The sequence below is a fragment of the Escherichia sp. E1130 genome (assembly GCF_005781065.1).
Classification (GTDB): Bacteria; Pseudomonadota; Gammaproteobacteria; order Enterobacterales; family Enterobacteriaceae; genus Escherichia.
This window is the reverse complement of record NZ_VATL01000008.1, coordinates 32160-54191: the sequence shown is the minus strand read 5'-3', so window position 1 is coordinate 54191 and position 22032 is coordinate 32160. Positions and strand designations below refer to the sequence as shown.

21 protein-coding genes, 1 tRNA gene and 4 pseudogenes are annotated in these 22032 nt (G+C 43.9%); 6 read left to right on the top strand and 20 right to left on the bottom strand.

Annotated elements, in window-relative coordinates:
• Window positions 1-7 precede the first annotated feature (7 nt).
• A complete protein-coding gene (gene ypdB, locus FEK66_RS08340) occupies window positions 8-742 on the bottom strand; it encodes a two-component system response regulator YpdB (protein WP_130237839.1) in 735 nt (244 codons plus the stop codon).
• Window positions 743-756: 14 nt separating this feature from the next.
• Window positions 757-2454, bottom strand: coding sequence for a two-component system sensor histidine kinase YpdA (gene ypdA / locus FEK66_RS08335; RefSeq protein WP_131162066.1), 1698 nt, complete (start codon window positions 2452-2454; stop codon window positions 757-759).
• Window positions 2455-2829: 375 nt separating this feature from the next.
• Between ypdA and alaC the strand changes: the two genes are divergently transcribed.
• Window positions 2830-4068 (top strand): alanine transaminase, encoded by a 1239-nt coding sequence (gene alaC, locus FEK66_RS08330; RefSeq protein WP_130207332.1) that lies wholly within the window; start codon window positions 2830-2832, stop codon window positions 4066-4068.
• Window positions 4069-4132: 64 nt separating this feature from the next.
• On the opposite strand, the gene ypdK is transcribed toward alaC, so the two are convergent.
• Both ypdK and lpxP read right to left on the bottom strand, forming a co-directional pair.
• Window positions 4133-4204, bottom strand: a complete 72-nt coding sequence (gene ypdK, locus FEK66_RS08325) for a membrane protein YpdK (RefSeq protein WP_010723117.1) — start codon at window positions 4202-4204, stop codon at window positions 4133-4135.
• Window positions 4205-4526: 322 nt separating this feature from the next.
• Complete coding sequence (lpxP, locus tag FEK66_RS08320) at window positions 4527-5447, bottom strand: kdo(2)-lipid IV(A) palmitoleoyltransferase (RefSeq protein ID WP_130260687.1); 921 nt, start codon at window positions 5445-5447, stop codon at window positions 4527-4529.
• A 351-nt stretch (window positions 5448-5798) separates the two neighbouring features.
• Here lpxP and FEK66_RS08315 point away from each other — a divergent pair, with 351 nt between their 5' ends.
• Entirely contained in the window at window positions 5799-6041 is a 243-nt protein-coding gene (locus tag FEK66_RS08315) for a YfdY family protein (protein WP_131162065.1), read from the top strand.
• Between the two features lie 932 nt (window positions 6042-6973).
• Here the strand turns inward: FEK66_RS08315 and FEK66_RS08305 are convergent.
• Genes FEK66_RS08305 through FEK66_RS08275 form a run of 7 tightly spaced genes read right to left on the bottom strand, consistent with a single transcriptional unit; the run spans window position 6974 to window position 13206 of the window.
• The gene (locus FEK66_RS08305; protein ID WP_131162064.1) at window positions 6974-8284 is read right to left on the bottom strand and encodes a hypothetical protein; all 1311 of its coding nucleotides are present in this window, start codon (window positions 8282-8284) and stop codon (window positions 6974-6976) included.
• Window positions 8281-9099, bottom strand: a complete 819-nt coding sequence (locus FEK66_RS08300; protein ID WP_130207322.1) for a glycosyltransferase family 2 protein — start codon at window positions 9097-9099, stop codon at window positions 8281-8283. The genes FEK66_RS08305 and FEK66_RS08300 overlap by 4 nt, the downstream gene beginning before the upstream one ends.
• A gap of 5 nt (window positions 9100-9104) precedes the next feature.
• Window positions 9105-9461, bottom strand: a complete 357-nt coding sequence (locus tag FEK66_RS08295) for a multidrug transporter (RefSeq protein ID WP_130216894.1) — start codon at window positions 9459-9461, stop codon at window positions 9105-9107.
• 14 nt (window positions 9462-9475) lie between these two features.
• The gene (locus tag FEK66_RS08290; RefSeq protein WP_131162063.1) at window positions 9476-10291 is read right to left on the bottom strand and encodes a TIM barrel protein; all 816 of its coding nucleotides are present in this window, start codon (window positions 10289-10291) and stop codon (window positions 9476-9478) included.
• A 1-nt stretch (window position 10292) separates the two neighbouring features.
• The gene (locus FEK66_RS08285) at window positions 10293-11060 is read right to left on the bottom strand and encodes an NAD-dependent epimerase/dehydratase family protein (protein ID WP_131162062.1); all 768 of its coding nucleotides are present in this window, start codon (window positions 11058-11060) and stop codon (window positions 10293-10295) included.
• Entirely contained in the window at window positions 11048-12085 is a 1038-nt protein-coding gene (locus FEK66_RS08280) for a glycosyl transferase family 2 (RefSeq protein ID WP_131162061.1), read from the bottom strand. The genes FEK66_RS08285 and FEK66_RS08280 overlap by 13 nt, the downstream gene beginning before the upstream one ends.
• Before the next feature lie 5 nt (window positions 12086-12090).
• The gene (locus FEK66_RS08275) at window positions 12091-13206 is read right to left on the bottom strand and encodes an FAD-dependent oxidoreductase (RefSeq protein ID WP_138211444.1); all 1116 of its coding nucleotides are present in this window, start codon (window positions 13204-13206) and stop codon (window positions 12091-12093) included.
• Window positions 13207-13460: 254 nt separating this feature from the next.
• On the opposite strand from FEK66_RS08275, the pseudogene FEK66_RS08270 reads away from it, so the two are divergent.
• The 3 genes and pseudogenes from FEK66_RS08270 (at window position 13461) to FEK66_RS08260 (ending at window position 17828) form a co-directional block, all read left to right on the top strand.
• Window positions 13461-14597 (top strand): annotated as a pseudogene (locus FEK66_RS08270) (IS3 family transposase).
• 294 nt (window positions 14598-14891) lie between these two features.
• A pseudogene (locus FEK66_RS08265) lies at window positions 14892-15922 on the top strand (IS630 family transposase).
• Window positions 15923-16802: 880 nt separating this feature from the next.
• Window positions 16803-17828: an acyltransferase gene (locus FEK66_RS08260; RefSeq protein ID WP_138211443.1), complete on the top strand. Its 1026-nt coding sequence runs from the start codon at window positions 16803-16805 to the stop codon at window positions 17826-17828.
• Window positions 17829-17926: 98 nt separating this feature from the next.
• On the opposite strand, the pseudogene intS reads toward FEK66_RS08260, so the two are convergent.
• Both intS and FEK66_RS08250 read right to left on the bottom strand, forming a co-directional pair.
• Window positions 17927-18400 (bottom strand): annotated as a pseudogene (gene intS, locus FEK66_RS08255) (prophage integrase IntS); the annotation flags it as partial.
• A gap of 160 nt (window positions 18401-18560) precedes the next feature.
• A tRNA-Arg gene (locus tag FEK66_RS08250) sits at window positions 18561-18635 on the bottom strand.
• Window positions 18636-18830: 195 nt separating this feature from the next.
• Here FEK66_RS08250 and FEK66_RS08245 point away from each other — a divergent pair.
• Entirely contained in the window at window positions 18831-20000 is a 1170-nt protein-coding gene (locus FEK66_RS08245) for a site-specific integrase (RefSeq protein ID WP_135494786.1), read from the top strand.
• Here FEK66_RS08245 and FEK66_RS08240 read toward each other — a convergent pair.
• The 7 genes and pseudogenes from FEK66_RS08240 to FEK66_RS08215 form a co-directional block, all read right to left on the bottom strand.
• On the bottom strand, window positions 19984-20166 hold the full coding sequence (locus FEK66_RS08240; RefSeq protein WP_135494784.1) for a helix-turn-helix domain-containing protein: 183 nt from the start codon (window positions 20164-20166) through the stop codon (window positions 19984-19986). The genes FEK66_RS08245 and FEK66_RS08240 overlap by 17 nt on opposite strands.
• Before the next feature lie 10 nt (window positions 20167-20176).
• On the bottom strand, window positions 20177-20323 hold the full coding sequence (locus tag FEK66_RS08235) for a hypothetical protein (RefSeq protein ID WP_135494782.1): 147 nt from the start codon (window positions 20321-20323) through the stop codon (window positions 20177-20179).
• Window positions 20307-20666: a hypothetical protein gene (locus FEK66_RS08230; protein ID WP_135494779.1), complete on the bottom strand. Its 360-nt coding sequence runs from the start codon at window positions 20664-20666 to the stop codon at window positions 20307-20309. Before FEK66_RS08230 ends, FEK66_RS08235 begins: the two co-directional genes overlap by 17 nt.
• Window positions 20666-20953, bottom strand: coding sequence for a hypothetical protein (locus FEK66_RS08225; protein WP_135494776.1), 288 nt, complete (start codon window positions 20951-20953; stop codon window positions 20666-20668). Before FEK66_RS08225 ends, FEK66_RS08230 begins: the two co-directional genes overlap by 1 nt.
• Before the next feature lie 23 nt (window positions 20954-20976).
• Window positions 20977-21141, bottom strand: a pseudogene (locus FEK66_RS25970) (ATPase); the annotation flags it as partial.
• Window positions 21142-21566: 425 nt separating this feature from the next.
• Window positions 21567-21722, bottom strand: coding sequence for a hypothetical protein (locus FEK66_RS25665; RefSeq protein ID WP_167854239.1), 156 nt, complete (start codon window positions 21720-21722; stop codon window positions 21567-21569).
• 53 nt (window positions 21723-21775) lie between these two features.
• Entirely contained in the window at window positions 21776-22000 is a 225-nt protein-coding gene (locus FEK66_RS08215) for a hypothetical protein (RefSeq protein WP_135494770.1), read from the bottom strand.
• Between the last annotated feature and the right edge of the window lie 32 nt (window positions 22001-22032).

Sequence of the window (22032 nt, the reverse complement as noted above, 5' to 3'; positions counted from 1 at the left end):
TTCCCGATTACAGATGCATTAACTGGCGGAATTCTTTAACTTTGCTGCGGCTGACTGGCACTTCAAAATCTAGATCTTTCAGCCGCAGAATATAGGTATTATTAAACCATGGTTCTATCTCGCGGATTTTGTTCAGGTTGACGCAAAACGAGCGATGGCAGCGGAAAAAGTGCGACGACGGCAGTTTGCTGCAAAACTCGGTGATGTTCATTGGCATCACATAAGATTCACGCCGCGTATAGACAAAGGTCATTTTCTCGTGCGCTTCGGCGTAGTAGATATCATTGACCGGCGTCACGATGAGGCGTTCATCCTTCACCAGATTAATGGTGTCATTCTCACGCGTTAACGGCACGGCAGGCGTGCTGCTGGTTTGCTGTTGCTGCCAGGCGGCTTCCAGCTTTTGCAGCATCCCGGTAATCCGTGACTCCTGATACGGTTTGAGAATGTAGTCAAACGCCTCCAGTTCAAACGCTTCCACCGCATGTTCTTTCCACGCGGTGATAAACACAATAAACGGCTTATGGGCGAACTGGCTGATGTTTTGTGCCAGCAGCACGCCATCCAGCGACGGAATATTGATATCCAGAAAAATAGCGTCGACGCGGTTATGCTGCAAAAACTTCAACACGTCCAGACCGTCGTCAAAGGTGCCGACAATCTCCATCTGGCTGTGCTCTTTAATAAGCCAGCTAAGTTCCTGTTGTGCCAGGAATTCGTCTTCAACAATGATGACTTTCACAATATCACTCCGGCTCAAAGCAATAACGTAGCCTGTGAGGCGACAGGGGTGCGTTGGTTAGGAATGTAAAACGCAATTTCCGTTCCTGGTTCCAGGCGGCGGATATGCAGCCCCTCGCCATATAACAACTTCACGCGATGATGCACATTCAGCAGGCCGATTTTATTGCCCGGCATTTCATTCGCTTCGACCCGCTCAATCACCTTTGGATCGATGCCATGCCCGGTATCTCTTACCGCAATACGGACCCGATTACCGCACTCCGCAACGCTGATGGTGACAACACCTTTTCCCTTGCAAGGCTGAATACCGTGGACAATGGCGTTCTCCACCAACGGCTGGATAAGCAGGCTGGGAATGCAGCAATTCACCTCTTCATCAATATCATAGATAACCGTCAGCTTGTCGCCAAAGCGGGCCTGCTCAATGGCGATATAGTCTTTAATTTGGTACAGCTCTTTTTTGATATCAATTTGCTCATCGTCTTTTAATTCAATGTTATAGCGCAGATAGCGCGACAAATTAAAGATTAGCTGGCGAGCAGTGTCTGGATTCAGACGAATCGACGATGAAATCGCGTTCAGAGCGTTAAACAGAAAATGGGGATTAATTTTGCTTTGCAGGGCGCGAAGCTCTGCCTTATTTGCCATTTCCCGTAGCTGCTCGGCGCGAGAAACCTCCAGTTGGGTAGAGATGATTTGCGACAGACCGACCGCCATCTCCTGTAATGATGACGTAATCTGGTGCGCGTGGCAGTAGTAAATTTTCAGCGTTCCGGTCACAACGCCTTTCTCCCACAATGGGATCACCAGCATGGAATGAATCTCTGGTGTGCGGTGGGCTTCATCATTGTTTTTAATAATGATTTTCCCGTAATTCATCGCCTGGCGGGTAGTCGGGCTAATGAAGTCATCGCCATTCTGATAGTTGTGTTCGCCCACGCCGACATACGCCAGCACATGATCGGTATTGGTGATTGCCACCGCGTCAGCGTGAATGTCATCGCGGATAATTTCGCAGACCTTGCGTAATGACTCGCTATTGACATGGCGAAACAGAGGCAGCGTTTTGTTGGCGATATCCAGCGCCAGCTTGGCCTGTCGCGCGGCGCTGGCCTCTTTTTCGCCCTCAACACTTTGTACCAGCAGCACAATAAAGCCGATACAGACACTGCCGAGGATCATCGGGATACCGATTTTGGAGACGATATCCAGCCCCAGCTCAGTGGTCGGCGCCCAGACAATCACCAGAATCATGGTCAACGTTTCACAGAGCATGCCGCCGAGAATACCGACGCGCCAACGCTGCGCTTTGGGGATTTTCAGGTTGATCCAACCAGAGATGCATCCCGCCAGAATACTGGTGATAAAGCAGGGGATAGCCGTCACGCCGCCGATATCAATTAAATAACGATGAATACCCGCGATTACCCCGGTAATGATGCCCACCCATGGGCCAAACAGAATCCCGCCCGACATCACCGCAATAATACGCACGTTAACCAGCGAACCTTCCACCGGTACGCCAGACCAGGTGCTGAACAAGGCGAACAGCGAGAAAATGGCGGTAACAGCGAGCAGCTCTTTCGCTGAGTGCGCCGATTTGTGCAACAGCTCGCGAAACAGGCGGATACGGATGAGGAAAAACAGGCAGATAAGCATTAGCGCTGCCCGATCGAAGACCGCCAGCAGCATGTTGAATATTTCGTGCACGGGTGACTCTGAATAAGGTTTAAACCTCTATGATAGGTAACCTGAAGGCTGATGACCAGTGCGCTACTTTTGAGGAAAAACCACAAATTTAAAAGGGGATTGAAAGCTAAATGGTGTACTGGCAATACATCTCTTGTCAGTATCAAGCTAATTGGTAAATTTATTGAAATTATATTGTTAATGTAATGGGTGGTAATTTTCTTGTTGGCGAATCTGACTTTCCTGTTTTTAAGGTTTTGTTCCTCTTTTTTCGCATTAATAAAAATTTTCCAAAACGCTGGACAGACAGAAATTAATCAGGCTATTTTCAAAACAGCCACCATCGTGGCAGCGTCGCTCGGACGGTCCGGGCGCTAACGTTAATCTGAGGAAATTATGGCTGACACTCGTCCTGAACGTCGCTTTACGCGCATTGATCGTCTCCCGCCCTACGTTTTTAACATTACCGCTGAACTGAAGATGGCTGCGCGTCGGCGCGGCGAAGATATTATCGATTTCAGTATGGGCAACCCGGACGGCGCGACCCCGCCGCATATTGTCGAAAAATTATGTACTGTGGCGCAGCGACCGGACACACACGGTTACTCCACCTCGCGCGGTATTCCTCGGTTACGTCGCGCGATTTCCCGCTGGTATCAGGAACGTTATGACGTTGAAATCGACCCGGAATCAGAAGCCATCGTCACCATCGGTTCGAAAGAGGGGCTGGCGCACCTGATGCTGGCGACGCTGGATCACGGTGACACCGTGCTGGTGCCGAATCCAAGCTACCCCATTCATATTTATGGCGCGGTGATTGCTGGTGCTCAGGTACGTTCAGTGCCGCTGGTGGAAGGTGTCGATTTTTTCAACGAACTGGAACGCGCTATTCGTGAAAGTTATCCGAAACCGAAGATGATGATCCTTGGCTTCCCGTCAAACCCAACCGCGCAATGCGTAGAACTGGAGTTCTTCGAAAAAGTAGTGGCGCTGGCGAAACGCTACGATGTGTTGGTGGTCCATGACCTGGCCTATGCGGATATCGTCTACGATGGCTGGAAAGCGCCGTCAATCATGCAGGTGCCGGGCGCACGTGACGTAGCGGTCGAGTTCTTTACGCTGTCGAAAAGCTACAATATGGCGGGCTGGCGTATTGGCTTTATGGTCGGCAATAAAACACTGGTCAGCGCGTTGGCACGTATTAAAAGCTATCACGATTACGGTACCTTTACACCGTTGCAGGTGGCGGCGATTGCGGCGCTGGAGGGCGATCAACAGTGCGTGCGCGACATTGCCGAACAGTACAAACGCCGCCGCGATGTGCTGGTAAAAGGGCTGCATGAAGCGGGCTGGATGGTTGAAATGCCGAAAGCCTCGATGTATGTCTGGGCGAAAATCCCGGAACCGTATGCGGCAATGGGCTCGCTGGAATTTGCCAAGAAGCTGCTTAACGAAGCGAAGGTTTGTGTCTCACCCGGCATCGGCTTTGGCGACTACGGCGACACGCATGTACGCTTTGCGCTGATTGAAAACCGCGACCGTATTCGTCAGGCGATTCGTGGGATTAAAGCGATGTTCCGCGCTGACGGCTTACTGCCCGTCAGCAGCAAACATATTCACGAAAACGCGGAATAAACACCATCGCCAGAAATGCAAACAGGAGCCTGATGGCTCCTGTTTTTCGTTTCGCAGTTTACTTTTAGATCATCAGGGCAAAAGTACCGGCCCAAACGATGACCATAAAAGAAATGCCCATAAAGAAATATTTCACTTTACATCTCTCCGCGTAATTACTGTTACGCCTGAATGACTTCATTACACCTGTTACAGTGAGCTGACACCCGCGGGCATCACCTCAGAATTCTGAGCATATTGGCTCGAGACGGCGCTAATGTACGCCTAAAACTAAATCGAAACAAGTGGCATTTTCTTATTTACTTTTAGTAACTTACGAGTGTCGCATATCGGCGACAGATTGATTTCTGGAAGTAATAATTCACGATTCAGCGAAGGGGAAAATCTTAAGAAAAAAGCCATAAAAACCATGATGTTATTATGGCTTATCTGAGGAGGGAAAAAGCCTGGGTTATTTGTTAAACGTATAACGAGGCTTCACCCACCGGACGCGTTTTGAAGCGGCGATGGATCCAGAGATACTGCTCTGGTGCGCGCATAATCTCTTTCTCAATAATTTTATTCATATAGGCGGCGGCCTGAATTTCATCAGCCGGATAGCCTTCCATTTCTGGCGTAATAAACAGACGGTAACCGCTATAATCGGTTTTTCGTACCATCGTCACAGTTAGCATAGCTGCGCCAGAGAGGCGAGAGAGAACGTAGGTGCCATTGGTTGTAGCAACATTTTCTACCGCAAAGAACGGCGCGAAGGAGCTACCTTTACGACCATAATCCTGGTCAGGTGCAAACCATACGGCTTCACCTTTTTTCAGCGCACTGACAATGCCGCGCAGATTATTTCTACCGATCATCGCTTTATTGGAACGCATGCGACCACGGGTCTGTACCCATTCCATCAGTTGATTATTATGCGGACGGTAAGTTGCCATCATCGGTTGGCAAAGCCCCATTACGCGGCCACCCAACTCCAGCGACATAAAGTGCACACCGACAACCATCACGCCGCGATTTTGCATTTGCGCGCGTTGCAGGTTATCCAGCCCTTCGACATCAAACCATTTACGCACGCGACGATCTGGCCAGAACCACGCCATTCCAGTTTCTACCAACGCCATTCCGAGCGAGCGAAAGTTGTCAGTAATCATCTTCTCGCGCTCTTCGGAGGAAAGCAGCGGGAAGCAAAGCTCAAGGTTTTTGCAGGCGATGGATTCGCGACGTTTCAAGAACGGTCTGGCCATTGTGCCGATACGCGTGCCAAGGAAGCACAGAACAGGGTAAGGAAGTTGTACCCAAAGCCAGAGTACGCCAAGACCAAACCACGTCAGCCAGTAGCGAGGATGCAGGAACTCGCGGGAAAATTTGCATTGTGGAAACATAGTTACCTTCTGTAGATACGAATTGTTGTATCGCAGAAGATTCCATGTCTACAGCGGTACACTCAATTGATTGGGCCATCATGTACGACAATGGTTCCTGTAAAGAGTGTAAAGACTAGTCAGGACATAACCACGAGGAGCATGAATACGGTATTTCTATTTTATCACCAGCTGATTATTTTCAGCTACTGATTATTTATCACTCAAGTGAATATTTTTCAGTGATTTATAGTTATGTTGATAATATATTGTTTTTATTGATATTTTGCTGAAATTGCCAGTGGTTAAGAATTGTCTTACTATTGGAGTAATTGAAGTAACACGTTTTTTAGCACGGCAGGAGGTTGAGCTATGATTTATTTATGGATGTTTCTCGCCCTGTGTATCGTCTGCGTTAGCGGATATATCGGTCAGGTATTAAATGTAGTTTCTGCTGTCTCTTCATTTTTCGGTATGGTCATCCTTGCCGCACTCATTTATTACTCCACGATGTGGTTAACCAGTGGCAATGAGTTGGTCACGGGAATATTTATGTTTCTTGCACCAGCCTGCGGATTGATAATTCGCTTTATGGTGGGGTATGGAAGGCGGTAGTGGAGCGAAAATTTTAATGGCAGGTGTTCAGAGCACCAACTGAAGAGATTGTTCACCTGTGACCATCCATTTCGTGAATATATAATGCCACTTTAGAGCAATCGGCTGGACATGATCGTTATTGTTGAGTTGGTGGCCGTTTTTACGTCATTTCCGATAAAAGGTCTTTGCGTAAAATTGTGTACAAACACGAAAAAAGAGAGTGTGAGAAATTCTGGGGCATTTCAGTAACTTGCAATCAGAAAGGAATGACGTATGTCCAGCCCTTCGATTTTGATAAAACCCTTAGGTGCTTCAGTCCGGAGCTAACGGATGAGGACGGCATTTTAGATCATTTAATCAAATAGTTAACCTCAGCTGCATTGACTGAGGAATTTGGCTCTCGTCTGGTTCAGTAGTTGGAAGCCAGGTCTAAAAACGGTTCCAGTAAAAAGATTATTAAAGCCACAAAGGGCAGTTTCGAATGGACTACGGACTACGTCACGCGACTCTAATCGCTCGGTTGATTCCCAATTAGTGAAAAAGGCGCTAGACCACGTTCCCCTATAAGATCGAACGGATTATCATTCTCTTGTTGTGCCTGGGGTACGCTGCAGGATCTCTGTAGTGAGATTGAAGATTTATATGCTTTCAGCGTGCCCGCTATGACCATTATCGCCATGACAAATAAGGCCATTTCTGAGTTAAACCAGTGGCAACAATGTCCACTGGAAAAGTTCTATCGTCTGTCTGGATGCCATTCAATATAAAATACAGGAAGATGACCGTTATCAGGACAAAGCAGTTAAGACGATACAAGAGCTGAATCTGGAAAGTAAAAAGAAGTTCTGAGTCTGTATCGGCTTAAAAAAGAATCGCTAGTTTCTGGTCATTTGTATTAAGTGACTAGCAAAATTAAAGCCCCAGCTTCGGGGCATAAATCATGCAATACTTTAGTGGCAGTGAATTTCGCTAATTAAGTTTGTTGGAACAATCATAACCCAGTTTGCTGGTTTGATTTGTATGGCTGAATTTGCGTTATCAATTTTTTCAGCGTGACATATTGAATAATAAAAATGATCATTTAAAAAAATGTTTTTCTTCGCCATTTCACTTTCTGATATTATGTCTGCATTCACAATATAAATACACAATAACACTCCGGAAATAAAATAAGATAAATAACTGATTGGTTTTGAGAAATTACATTGAGATAAACATGCTATGAACAATAAGATAGAGAGAAAGTTTGTTCCAACAAAATATCTATCGGGAAATGTGGTTTGATAGTTATTCAGGAGATCACTGAGGCCGATTCTACCAAAAACAGTCGTAACAAGACAGATAAAGAGTGCGATCGCTAAAGTAAGTAAATGCTTTTTTATTGTTACATCTTTAGTTTTGTAAATAATAGTTGTACAAAAGATAATATATACAAATGATAGAATTATCGATATTGAATCATTTAATTTTTCATACCACGGAAATACAAATGGATAAAGTAGCAGTCGAGCCGTTACCATTTCAATAATGTTATTAGGATTGTAGCCAGCGTCACCAAGTCCACCAGAGCCGTTGATTCGAGGAAGTATAAATAAAGCTAATATGACCATGGATATAGCTAAAGGTAGCATATCCTTAATTAAAATATATTTATTTTTAACATTCAATAATTTGAAGAAATAATAAACCCCTACAATTATAAATACGACAGGGTTTGTTGCGGCAGTTAACCAGATCATTATGTCAATAATAATTTTGGCAATTTTTTTATTGACGTACTCTCTCTGTATAATAAGAGCACTCGCTATAGCTGGCATATAAAAACCAATTTGTAGCAAATGACCGATATTTTCAGATTGAGAATGACCTAAAGGCAATAATAGAGCTATGAAGTATGCTAAAATAGAAAATAATGGATTGGATATTTTAATGATTAAATGAAAAGCCATAACGGCCATTAGACTATAGAAAAAATACGATACTATAGCTAGGGATTGCGGAAGAAGTAATAATGGGCTCCCGCTTATAATACTGCTGATTGATGTTGATACAAACAAAAAGAAAATATTAAAGAATACAAAATAATCTTCTCTGGCATTAATGAAGGTTTCTAGCCAACCATGATTCAATGCATTAGCAACCCAGACGCCATCTTCCGCATAAAGCCAGGGGTTGATGATTGGAGTCGTATAACGCATAGCCAAAATTAGCATGCCAAATATTATTAAAATAATATAACTGCTGATGTTTATATTTCTCATTTTCCTTTTCTCTGATTATAAAATCCAAAACACGCTTTAAATAAGACAATCAATACGGAAAAATTTCCTTTGATTCCATTTATTTTTGTAGGTATTTCACCTTTAGGATAACGACGAATGGTCGGAATTTCTAAGCAACGATAACCAAGTTGTGGGACTCGGTATGAAAGATATGCCAGTAGTTCATAAGATGAGAAAATATCTCGGAACGGTGCAACACGCTCGTCAAGCAACATTTTACTACTATAACCCCTAAATCCTTGAGTGGTATCTGTCCATTTAAATCCTGAAAAGAAACTAAGCATAGGCGCATGGATAAAACGTATTGCAATATCTCGGGTGAGAGGAGTATTTTCTGCTAAACCACCATTAAGGAAACGAGACGCTTGGACGAAATGTACACCATTTTTTAGAGCTGTGATAAATTGTGGAATAGCTACAGGATCATCTTTGTCATTTCCATCAATAGTCACAATGCCTTCATAACCTCGCTCAAGAGCAAAAGCATAGGCACATCTTAGCTGTGCGCTTAGCTTACCCGGTGCTGTTTTCAGTATTAGACCACGAACGCCTTTTTCCTGTAGGATATTGGGATTCAGAGAACCATCGGTGCTACCACCATCAACAATAATTATATCCGCATAAGTTGATACATTTATGGCAGCCATTCTTGCTAATAGGTTATGTATACGATTACCTTCGTTAATTACGGGGATAACGACGCAATAATTGTGTTTTTTACCAAGCCACATTTGGTTTTCGTAGGCAGGGACTTGCCATTTGGCGCGAAGTGTTTGAGATATGAATTCAGTCATAATGTTTACTTAACTTTAAGGGTAATAAGGGCGACACCACTCATCACCAACAGAATTCCAGTAATGGTAGACCAGTAAACTGGTTCGCGGAAAATAATGACAGAGAATAATGCGACACAGGCAATTGCACCAGAGGTCAGTATTGGGTGTGCTACATTCAAAGGTAAAAATGCCAGTGTAACAGCATATAACAAAAAGGCAATTCCATATAGAAATATCCCTAACCATAATGGCCAATTTGCAAGCGCGGCAAGAGGTTCAGCCAAACTTGGGAGCCTTCTGGGAGGGGTTATTGCTAATTTTATAAGAACACTGGCCGAGGCATTAGAAAATATGCCAAGAATTAAAATGAGCCACTTCATGCTATTCCCCCTTTCTACTGGCGATAATGAGAAATTGCGAAATCAAGAGCATCCTCAATAGAGGAAAGCGAATGCTTATTTTGGGGATCGAGCATTTCGATTGTTGCAATAGAGTTCGGTAATGCGTGATAGAGAGCATTAGCAATATGTGTATGGTTCGCACCACTACAGCCTAAAGGAGCCAGATCTGGCTCACTGAGATGAATATGACCTATAATGTCAGCGTCTTGCTGAAGGATATCATTAATATTTTCTTTGTTAATTATGATGGCACCAGTATCCAGCTGCATTTTAATTGCTGGGTGATTTACTTGCCGAACAACAAAAGCAGTTTCAGCACTGTCAATCATAAAGTTTGCCCCGTAACAGACTGGGTTAGGTTCAAGGCAAAAATAAACGCCTTCTTGCCGCGCAATATCACCAAGATGATTAAAGAAATTTATTGCAGTTTCAAGAGTGATACTATCAGATAATCCCTTTCGGTCGCGGTTTTTAGGTGATCCAAACACTAATGCTGGAATTCCTAAACCAGCAGCAATACGACTGATAGCCTGTAAGTGAACCAACATTTTTTTTTGTACTTCGTTGGTTGAAAAAAGATTTAACCCTTGGGTTCCAAATAATAATGATTGCATGCCAACTAATGAAATTCCATTGTCATGCCAGTAATTACGAACGGCAAATATTTCGCGTTCACTAGCATCTAACGGATTGGGGAAGTATTTCCCAGGGACAATATCTATTGCATCAATCTGTCTGGAATGTAGTAGGTGACAGATAGAATCATCATCGGTTATATTCCAGGCCAAACCTGAGAGTGAAAGTCTCATTTTAATTACTGCCTATTTCAGATTGTGCATAAGCGCGTATTGCCATCAATGATTCACGACGGTTATACTGATAGTCATGATCGTTAGTAAATAGGTGGCTATGGCAACTTTTCATATCGTAATATCCAGGTTTATCCTGAATGTGATTGCAAAACTCGAAGCCAAAACTATGTTGTGCTATATCAGCGACGCTTATTGGTGCCGCAGTCAAATGTACCAGTGATAATTTATGTTGTAGCGCAATGTTAATGTCATACCACAAGTTGATCATCGGGTAAAATTGAAAAACACTACGACTTTCGATTTGTAAAATATTATTTTTATGCAAAAAATCATAGATAATGTTTTTTTTGAGACCTGGCCCAACGAGGCCTGGTAATCGTATAATTAGATTGTCAGGGAATTGTTTGCTAACAAATTGTTCTAAATAATATCTGTGTGCACCATAAGCATGTAATCCTTCTGTTTCGATTGATGTAGTCTCATCAACATTAACTGGATCTTTAAATACATCCACAGTACTAATCAAAATAAATTTTTGACAAGATATGGTTTTTAATTTTTCAATTAGGTTATTGATTTTTTTTATGTCGTCGGCAGGGTCTTTATTTGCAAGCCATTTTTGTGCAGGGGCACCGGCACAAACTACAGTATCAAATGTTTTTCCAACAATTTCGTCGATGTTGGTTGAGCGATATAGTGCATCGAAACGACGTTGTCTTAATAAAGTTGTACCGACAAAACCGGTATATCCAATCAATGCGTCCATTCTTCCCCCATAGCCTGTGGTGTTAAACCATCACGACCAGTTTGTACATAATTAGACTCTAGTGGCAGAGAAGTGTGCATAACATTAAACCTATCGGTATTAACCATGACTTCACTTGTTCGTTCATAAACCACTGCATACTCTGCCTGTGAGTTGCTTTCATCTAGCAGGCGTCCCAAATACTCGCCAAAAAAAGCCATCATGACGAACTGAATTATAAATAATGAAGTTACAACTAATATAGACGTTGTCCAGCCTTCAACAACAAGCCCACTGAACAGATGGATCAACACGCTATAACAAGCAAATAGAAAACCTGCAAGACTTCCGCCGAAACCGAGAATAGACATCCAACGTAGCGGCTTCGTGGAGTTAAATATTACCAGGTGCATCAATCGATGCAATGATTTTACTACCCCGGCGCCCTCTGATTGTTTTAGAGGTTTGTAGATGAGGGCTTCGGCTGGATAGCCGGTTTTGTGAATACGAAGATAGAATTGGTGGTGAAATCGCCCGATTCGAGTAACGGCATTTACAGCGCGACGGCTTAAACAACGTAACCCCGTTGAGTTAGAAGGAATCTCATAATCTATGGTGCGCAATGCAACATTCATGAGTCGACGAAGTATCCGATAACGTAGTGAACGAACGCTATTCGAGACACCAATTACGACATCGGCACCTTCACGACATTTGTTAACACTTTGAGGTACGACTTCTACCGGATCGGCCAGTGGATTCCATAAAACAACAAAATCACCGATAGCACTTTCTAATCCAGCCGCTAACGCAACATCATGAAATACGGGAGTGGATAGCTGGATTATTCGTACACAAGGAATATCCTTCAACACACGATCTTCTACCTGTGCACTAGTATTGTCTAACCCCGGTGCTATAACGACTAATTCGTAATCACTGTATAGCGTATCCAGAAGTGAGGCTAGTTTAGATAAAGGAGTATAGATATCATTCAAGTGGTCTGGAATGACAATAACGACTGATACAAAAGATTCACTTTTCATTTTTATCAACTCAACTCGATCACGCGTTCTATTTCATGTAGAGCATCATAAATATTGTCAATTTTCCCACCCATCACGCAGTGAAGCCCCTTCAATATATAATTCGGGCGAAATAAAATTGGGCGAGAATCATCGCTATCACTTCGTGGAAGGATTGTTTTTACTTCCCAGATAGAGCTTTGATATTGGCATTCACCCAAACAAGGGATATAACGCGTGGCATCTCTTATCATATGCCCCCAGGCCGAATGCCGTTCATTCAGTTCATACTTTCTATATGCATCCTCGTAAGGTTTATTTGGTCTGTCATTCCATTGGTAATGGGGGGTGTATCGAACATGGCTGAAGGAATGTAGTTGAGCTGGTGGGAATGGCATAACAGAAAAAAAAGGGCCACACATTAGTGTTAACCCCATTTTTTTTAGCTCGTCTGGAACAGTTACAAGGCACATTTCCGTCATTTCATGACGAAGGGGAATTAATGTAAGCTCAGAGCCATTCAAGAGATAATTAATTCTTGAATAAGTACAATTGAAAAGATGATCAACATAGCTAATATCTGGTTGTCCAGATATTGTTGTGATTACCTCTAACCCCTCACCAGATTTGCTAACTTTTTCAACAACCGCGTCCGTTACAATAGTAACTTTTGCCGCTGAAAGCCGTTGTAGCATTATATTACGCAGCTTATGGGAATCAAATGCATACTCACGGGTAGTAAACACCGCATCGATAAGTACAGGATTAATCAAACGTTTCACTGACGGAGGAGCATCTTCACATTCAGCACCTATACGTTGACAAAATCGGCTAAATTGTGCACCTGTTATTTTACTTAACGCACCTGCAACAAGGTAATATTTGGCAAAATCATCTTCAATGCAGTCGCGAAATTCAGTAACAAAACGGGGGAAAGAGATACGAGAGCGTAACGCTGTCAAGATGCTGCGTGGATAATGATAGCCATTGTGCACTCGAGCCTGATTAACATAGGATGCTCGGGACATGAGTTCTTGACTTTTCTCATAAACTGTAACTTTACAACCCTTCAATGCAAGTTGTTCTGCCAGATACAAACCAAAAAAACCGCCTCCTGCGATTGCAATATTTTTACTCCCCATAATCGAAACCTCCGAAAATACGTTAAAACTAGAAGTATTAATGTTTATAAGTATTAACGTTGATAAGTATTAATGTTGGTAAGTTTGGGCGTACAAAAATTTAACTGCGGCTATATTTTTAGATTATCCTTAATATTGGGATAATACTTAATTCGTTAGATGAATGAAAGTCTATTGTGAATTTTAGTGGTTTATTTAATTTGTTCATCTGAACAGAGGTGATATGCTCACCTCAGAACAATACAGGTGCACAAATGAAAAGCCGAAAATCTAGTCCTGAATTCAAACGCGAATCCGCTCAACTGATTGTTGACCAGAACTACACAGTGGCAGATGCCGCCAAACTATTGATGTTGGCCTTTCCACGATGACAAGATGGGGCAAACAACTGCGTGATGAGCGTCAGGGAAAAACACAAACAGACTTCCCGATAACTCCGAAACAAATCGAAATACGTGAGCTAAAGAAAAAGCTACAACGAATTGAAATGGAAAACGAAATATTAAAAAAGGCTACCGCGCTCTTGATGTCAGACTCCCTGAACAGTTCTCGATAATCGGGAAACTCAGAGCGCATTATCCTGTGGTCACACTCTGGCTACAGATACTGGAAAAACCGTCCTGAAAAACCAGACGGCAGACGGGCTGTATTACGCAGTCAGGTACTTGAGCTACATGGCATCAGCCACGGTTCGGCCGGAGCAAGAAGCATCGCCACAATGGCAACCCGGAGAGGCTACCAGATGGGACGCTGGCTTGCTGGCAGGTTCATGAAAGAGTTGGGATTGGTCAGTTGCCAGCAGCCGACTCACCGATATAAACGTGGTGGTCATGAACATGTTGCTATCCCTAACTACCTTGAACGGCAGTTCGCCGTAACCGAGCCAAATCAGGTGCGGTGATGTGACCTATATCTGGACGGGTAAGCGCTGGGCGTACCTCGCCGTTGTTCTAGGCCTGTTCGCAAGAAAACCAGTGGGCTGGGCCATGTCGTTCTCGCCGGACAGCAGGCTCACCATGAAAGCGCTGGAAATGGCATGGGAAACCCGTGGTAAGCCCGGCGGGGTGATTTTCCACAGCGTCCAGGGCAGTCATTATACGAGCAGGCAGTTTCGGCAGTTACTGTGGCGATACCAGTTCAGGCAGAGTATGAGCCGGCGCGGAAACTGCTGGGATAACAGCCCAATGGAACGCTTCTTCAGGAGTCTGAAGAACGAGTGGATACCGGTGGTGGGTTACGTAAGCTTCAGCGAGGCTGCTCACGCCATAACGGACTATATCGTTGGATATTACAGCGCACTAAGACCGCACGAATATAACGGTGGGTTACCCCCAAACGAATCGGAAAATCGATACTGGAAAAACTCTAACTCGGTGGCCAGTTTTTGTTGACCACTTCAACTCTGGACGGGTAAACGATGCTTAAGTCTTGCCAGGAGCTTTCCGGATAGAGAACGGTCAGTATTCGAACATGGTTTGTTGTACAAGTGATGGTACTGTCAGAACGGCCTACTATATCAATAACTGTAATGACCTCACCATGACCAGTTGTGCCTATGAGTTACCATCTGCAACTGATATTGGAATGGGGGTAGGAATGCATTTGCAGTCAGGTAACGATAATACAATTAACGATTTTATACCCGTGATCATTGGAACTGATTGATTTTTCAGCAATCGGAGATCATGCTGTCCAACATGAAAATATTCATCACTGAGCAACAAAAAGCTGAACTTGAACGCCTTCATGATTCCAGCCGTGACGGGCGAGTCAGAGCTCGTATTTAAGCTATTCTTCTGGCCTCCGAAGGCTGGAGTTCTGCCATGATTGCTCAGGCTTTACGCCTACATTAGACAACGATTGATCACCATATCAGTGAATTCCTGAATAAAGGGAAACTGAAGGCCGAAAACGGCGGCTCAGGCCGCAAACTCAGAGCTGAACAAATGGCCCTTTTTATCAGTCAGTTATCCGATAATTTATTTCACCGTACCCGCGATGTTATTGCGTTTGTCACCCGGACATGGAACATCATTTTCAGCATTCTGGGGATGAATAAGTGGCTGCATTGTAATGGTTTCACCTACAAAAACCGTCAGGCGTTCCCCATAAATTCTGTGAAGAGAAACAAAGGCAATTCATTGAATATTATGTGGAACTGAAAACAACTGTGGGTGATGAACCGATTCTTTTTATTGATGGAGTCCATCCGACTCAGGCCACTAAAATCAGCTATGGCTGGATACGCAAAGGCCAGAAAAAAGCAGTAAAAACAACAGGCAGCCGCACACGCCTGAATATCATGGGGCGCTAAATCTGAAAGCACTGACGTCACCGCTAATCTGCGAATATAAAACCATTAATGAATATAATGTATACCGTTTTTTCAATGATATACGAAAGGTTTATCCTGATTATAACCAGAAAATCCACGTTATTCTGGATGGAGCAGGTTATCACCGTTCACAGTTAGTGAAAGACTGGGCGGAAGTGGTAAATATCAGGCTGCATTACCTTCCCCCTTACAGTCCAAACCTGAATCCGATAGAAAGAATGTGGAAATTAATGAACGAACATGCGCGGAATAATCGCTACTTCAGCAGTACGCGAGTGTTCAGGGACGCAATATCTGTCTTTTTTAACCAGACGCTGCCGGATATAGCGGCTGACATCCAGAATTAATGATCACTTTCGGGTGTTCACACCCACATCTTGATGTTTATTGGGTATATATGCATACCAAAAGATGGGGGGGATCAGATTGTTTCTGTTAAAGATAATAATTACGTAACTTTTAATAATCCAATGCTTTCGTGGGGGAAATCATATTCATGGAACTTCTACATACATGGCCCAGGTAATCATATTGTCATAAATGGCGGTAAATTTGGCACGGGAATGCCGCTAATTGGCTGTACAGATGACGCTGCAGGGTTAACTATTGGCAGGGTCAACTATTGTATATAACACTTCGGCTAATATCTATGCAGCATGAATTACATCTGTTCAGAATGCCTTGCAACTAGAGTCATTAAGAGAACGACGCTCTATTGATGGTGAGATTACGATAACATTTGGTGATTCGACAAATGGTATTGGACTTTTAGCTAGGGATGTTAAATATCATCAAAATGGAAGTTTGGTTACTATAGAGTTTATTATAAGACTGAACGTATTCGCAGAACAATCAGGTTAAATGAGAATGAGAAACCAACCGCACAAAGCCGCAAACCAAGTATCTGGCGTTATTTCCATAACTTTTGGTTTGACAACTGGGTGGCAAGTGTTTACGGCGAGCCATCGATCGCGGAAATGATTACATTGATTTTTACAAATTTAACAACCCTGATTGTGATCCTGTACATAAAAGCGATGTCAATGTTGATGCCACAATAAAAGGTTCTATAACTTATAGTATTGATTCTTATTGGGCATAGAAAGCATTTAACAAAAATGGTTTATTAACACATTAATAAGGAAGTTGATGTTTATCATATTTTTACACCGTATATTGCGAATAGTATGATATGGGAAAAGAGAACTGGACTTTCGATCGGTATAGTATAAAATGCATGAAAAAACATTAGGATTTATCCGTGATTAAGTCAATACAAATCTTAAGAGCACTTGCTGCTTGGGCAGTTGTTTATCATCATATTTCTCAAGTCATGTTTCAATGGTCTGCATCATCCAAATTGATGCACACTATTGCACTTAAGGCTGGCAATGGTGTCGATATGTTTTTTATCATAAGTGGCTTTATTATTTATAAGTCAATATCGAAAAATAATATTACACCTACGTCATTTGCTCTCAATAGGATGGTAAGAATTATTCCTGCATATTGGTTCTACACATTGCTGGTAGTGGTAATATCATACAATTTTCACGGAGTTATTCCGTTTGCTGAGATTGGATTAAATAATGTATTAAAAAGCCTTGCTTTTATTCCGGTAATGAATCAACAGATAGGTTGGTATATTCCAACCCTAACGGTTGGGTGGACTCTTAATTTTGAAATGCTATTTTATACGTGCGTATTTATTTCTCTGTTATTCCCTGAAAACAACAAAAAAATTTGCTGTATTCTAATTCCTCTTGTTGTAATGAATTTGTTTTCATGGCTTGGCAATAATGAGTCTACTGTATTTCTTTTCTATAATGATGAACTGTTGTTTGAGTTTGTTATGGGGGGGGTAATAGCTATATGTTATAATAATGGGCTATTCAGAAATATCGGTGTTAAAACTGCACTAACAATATCCGTATTATCACTGATAAGTATATTTTTTAGCAATGAATCAAAAAGACTTCTCCAAATTGGAATCCCTTGCGCTGCTTTAATTGTTTCCGCTTTATGTCTTGAAAACAATATTGGCAATAGCACTATATCAAGAATTGCATCTAAACTTGGAGATTGGTCATACTCGACATATCTTTCGCATGTGATCATTATATGTATAATAAATAAGCTATGTGATATCTATATGTTAGATAAATTATTGATGGTTGTACCAATTATAGTACTTATTCTTCTGTCTTCATACTTAAGCTATAAATATATTGAGATTCCATGCGGCTTAATTTTGAAAAGAAAATCTAAAATTAAATGCATCAAATAATTCTAAATAAAAAGATACGTTTAAGCGTAAGACAAAACTGAGACACACAAAGCTTTGCACTGGATTGCAAGGCTTTGTGCTATTCGAGATATAGTAAGGTTGGCTCGCTCCATTGCACCGCGATCTTCAAATCTGCGGATTACTTCAAGAAGTTGCATCGGCTCAATATCCTGAATTTCAAGACCGCCGATGATAGGTAAAATGTCGTCGTCAAACATTTTGGCAAGTTCAGTCGCATAGCCGACTGACCATACTTGCCTCTTATGCTCGTACCATTCCTTGTAAATCGCACTAAAGGAATTGTTGTTATACGAAGCCTTTTTCGCCTTTACCGGATCTATGCCAACCGAGATATCTTTCCTCGCGGTCCATGCCTTATCCCTTGCCTCTTGCAAAGTCATAAGCGGATATTTTCCGACGGTCAGGATTTTCTCCTTACCGTCAATCTTGTAGCGAAGCTGCCATACCTTTTTCCCGGATACAGGAACATAAAGGTACAGGCCATTACCATCGAGAAGGCGGTATGGTTTTTCTTTCGGCTTTGCTGCTTCAATCTGCTTAACGGTGAGCATGGGTAAAAATCCGGTGGGTAAATTATTTTATCCACTTTTTACCCGTCATGGTGTGCGGCTGTCAACGATCTGACGCGAACCATGACGAACCGTGAATATACGGAAGGCTTGATATTCAGGGGATTTTGCGGACTGGTACGGATGGGAGCGAACTGATAAATGGTGTCCCCTGCAGGAATCGAACCTGCAATTAGCCCTTAGGAGGGGCTCGTTATATCCATTTAACTAAGGGGACATTGATCGGCGATGTTTTTGGTTGTTCACCGTGATGCTGATTCTACCGCCTTTACTGCTTTGACATCAAGATGTAAGTGCGTCTTTGTTCATCATTTACCAGCTTGTTTATGCTGATATTTGCGTTCGTTCACTTGCCATTGAGTACAGATTGAGTACAGAATGCCTGAAACCCTTGTGTACAGGATATAGCGCATTGGCACTCAGCGACACTAAACTACGGAGCATCAACGGTAAACCGTATTCTGCGGCACCAGAAATCACCGATGGTGATGGTCTCAGTGCCCGGATCACGCCAACTGGCACAATCACTTTTCAGTATCGTTATCGATGGAACGGTAAACCAGTGCGCCTGACGGTTGGCCGCTATCCTTCGACATCCCTCAAGGACGCTAGGGTTATCGTCGGTGAGATGCGCGCATTGTACACGAAGGGTGTGAACCCCAAAAATTATTTTGCCCGTGAAGATGGCGAGCTGACACTCAAAGAATGCCTTGATCAGTGGTGGGATAAGTATGCATCCGGTCTGAAGCCCAACACCCAGACGCTTTATAAATCGGTCGTGTACAACACGATGTACACACAATTTGAAGATGCGCCAGTGGCGAATGTACCGGTTTCTGCATGGGTGCGTTTTTTCGATAAACAGGAAAGCCTGAACAAAAAGAAAGCGCGCGTTCTGCTGTTACAGCTACGCTCGGTAATTAACTGGTGCATCAGCCGGCAGTTGGTTCCGTCATGCGAGCTGATGAAGTTAAGTGTGAAAACCATAGGCAAGAAGCCTGACGTCGGTGAGCGGGTGTTAACATACACCGAACTGGCGAAGGTTTGGCTGGCACTGGAAAATAACAAGATCGTCTCCTCCAATAAAGTGCTGCACCAGCTGCTATTGCTCTGGGGACCACGCTTATCTGAGCTGCGGCTTTCAACGCCGGATGAGTTCAATATGGATGATCTGATCTGGACGACTCCATCTGAGCATTCCAAGATGGGAAATGTCATCCGACGGCCTATCTTTGACCAGGTTAAACCCTATGTTGAGCGGCTGCTGAATAGTGGGAACTCTGTGCTGTTTCCCGGACAGACGCTTGACCGCGCTATAGACCGTTCGTCGTCAAATCTCTATATGAAAAAATTGAGAGGTAAAATCGATATCCCGGAGTGGCGAACGCATGATTTCCGCCGTTCGTTGGTAACGAATTTATCTGCAGAAGGGGTGATGCCCCATGTCACCGAAAAGATGCTGGGGCACGAGCTTGGCGGGGTGATGGCCGTGTATAATAAACACGACTGGTTACCTGAGCAGAAAGCAGCTTACGAGCTGTATGCTGATAAAATCCTCTGGCACGTTAAACAGCTCGGTTAACTCCGCCTGCACTGATCCAGTTTTCCACGGCTTTGCGGCTATATCTCGCTGGGTGGGTGAGGACTGGCTCAGGGAAACCATGTTTTTTTCTGAGGTTATATAAAGCTGTTCTTTTTTTCTGAAGCAACTCAGAAACCTCTTGTTCTGTCATGAAGTCTGTACTCATATTTCCTCCGCTAAACCACGCTCAGGCCACGGCAGTGGCACCACACATCAAACATCCGCTTAACCACTTCCCGGCAATAGAAACCTTCGCAATCTCGCGACAGGTCGTAGCGGTTTCCGTACCGCTTGCGAACCCACATTTCAAAAGCCTTGTTCATCTTCTTCTTCCCAGCGTTGCCGCTCTGCCTCAATACAAGGTTTGCATACCTCATAGACACGTCCGCAGCTCCCCTCCTCGATATCCCGATGAGGGTACAAGTGATCGGCATGTTTTCTGCACCAATCACATTTACCTGAATAATCAGCTTCACGGGATGCGCGTAAATGTTCCTCTAAGCATTCCTGGCACATATCGTGGTATTCACAGCCAACTGAATCAGTTTCACCCTGTATTCGTCTTACCGCGTTTTTCTCCGGATGTTCATCGCACATTGCGCCAACTGGAACATTTGAAAATTGTCCGGGAAGTGTCGATACTGGGCCACGGCTAACATCGGACATTATTTCACCTCCGTAGATAACGTTGTCACGATCGCGTGTTGTTCTTTCGGGAACACGATAAACATTGCCCGCCCGCTACTCAGCGTATAACCACCAGCGCGATCGGCAGCAACTGCTGAAGCACAACATCTGCGAGAGTGGCCTCTTTGGTTAAAATCGAACAACCATGAGTTGTCTATTTCCGCAATCATGTCGCCAGCATCGCCGCCAATACGCTCGATATAACGTTCGAGAGCGTGAACAGTGATCAGGTAATGGCGATGGCGAATGCGGCCTGACGCTACCATCTTGGGTTATGGGGAATTGCTAATCATTTCACCTTCACCTCAATACCTGCGATAACGCAATTACGCTCGATCGCTTCCTTCACCCAGCGGCGGTAGGTTTCAGGATGGAAAACCTCGCTCTTACCTGTACCGCTCCAGAATGCCTTCGAGCTGATATCGGGCAGATTTATGGTCAGCGTTTTGGCTGTGGCCGCCGCCGGCGAAACAGAAGGGAGCATTGCTTTAACCGCTTCAATATTGGTGTCATGCTTAACGCGCTCCTCTGGGGTCATGGCATCAATTTCGGCGTAATAATCAGCACGCCGTTGCAATGACTCCAGCATGGTGTTTGTCTTACACCCTTTTCCGATAATCAGGCCTGGCTTTAATTCAACAGCGCAGGGTAACAACTCTGGATACTCGGGTTGTTTCTGGGCTCGCAGACGTTCGATCTCTGCTGCCATGTAGTAGCCAGTTTTACTCCAGGTATCGACAGAATCACCCGTCATATCCGGCTCCATTGTTGCCATCAAAACCGCATCGCGGTAGTCACTGCTGCCGCTGGTTATCGCGACAGCGTAGGTATCGCTATTTTCTCGTTTGTGAATAATCACCACGGGGTTCTGAATTTTGCTCACTTTGCCGTCTCCTTCTCCGCTTCAATAATGCTGTCGACCATCATCATTAGTGATCCGGCCATGTCGTCGTAATCATCCCAGGCATTGCTTTCGAAGAACTGCGCAGCGACTACGGGCGCAAGCTGACTTACCAGGTACTGGCGGTATGTCATGCCGTAGGGGGTTGCGTTACTGGGGCATGGCTAGGCTGGTTGTTGGCCTTTGCTCATCGTTTCACCTCACGCTGTACGGTTTTATAAGCCCGCAGCGCATCGCGGGTTTTCCCTGAGATAAACGTCTTCATGAAGAAGGAGCCGCGCCGTTCGCTGACCACTCCCGGCACCAGAAACAGAGTGGTGTCGACCACCCGGTTATGCTTGCGAAACTCAAAGATAGTGCTGGTGAGCGTCACCGATGCCACGGCCCCGTAGTCGTTGAAGTCAATTTTCATTTCAGCCTCATTTTTCTGTTAGCCCGGCGCTA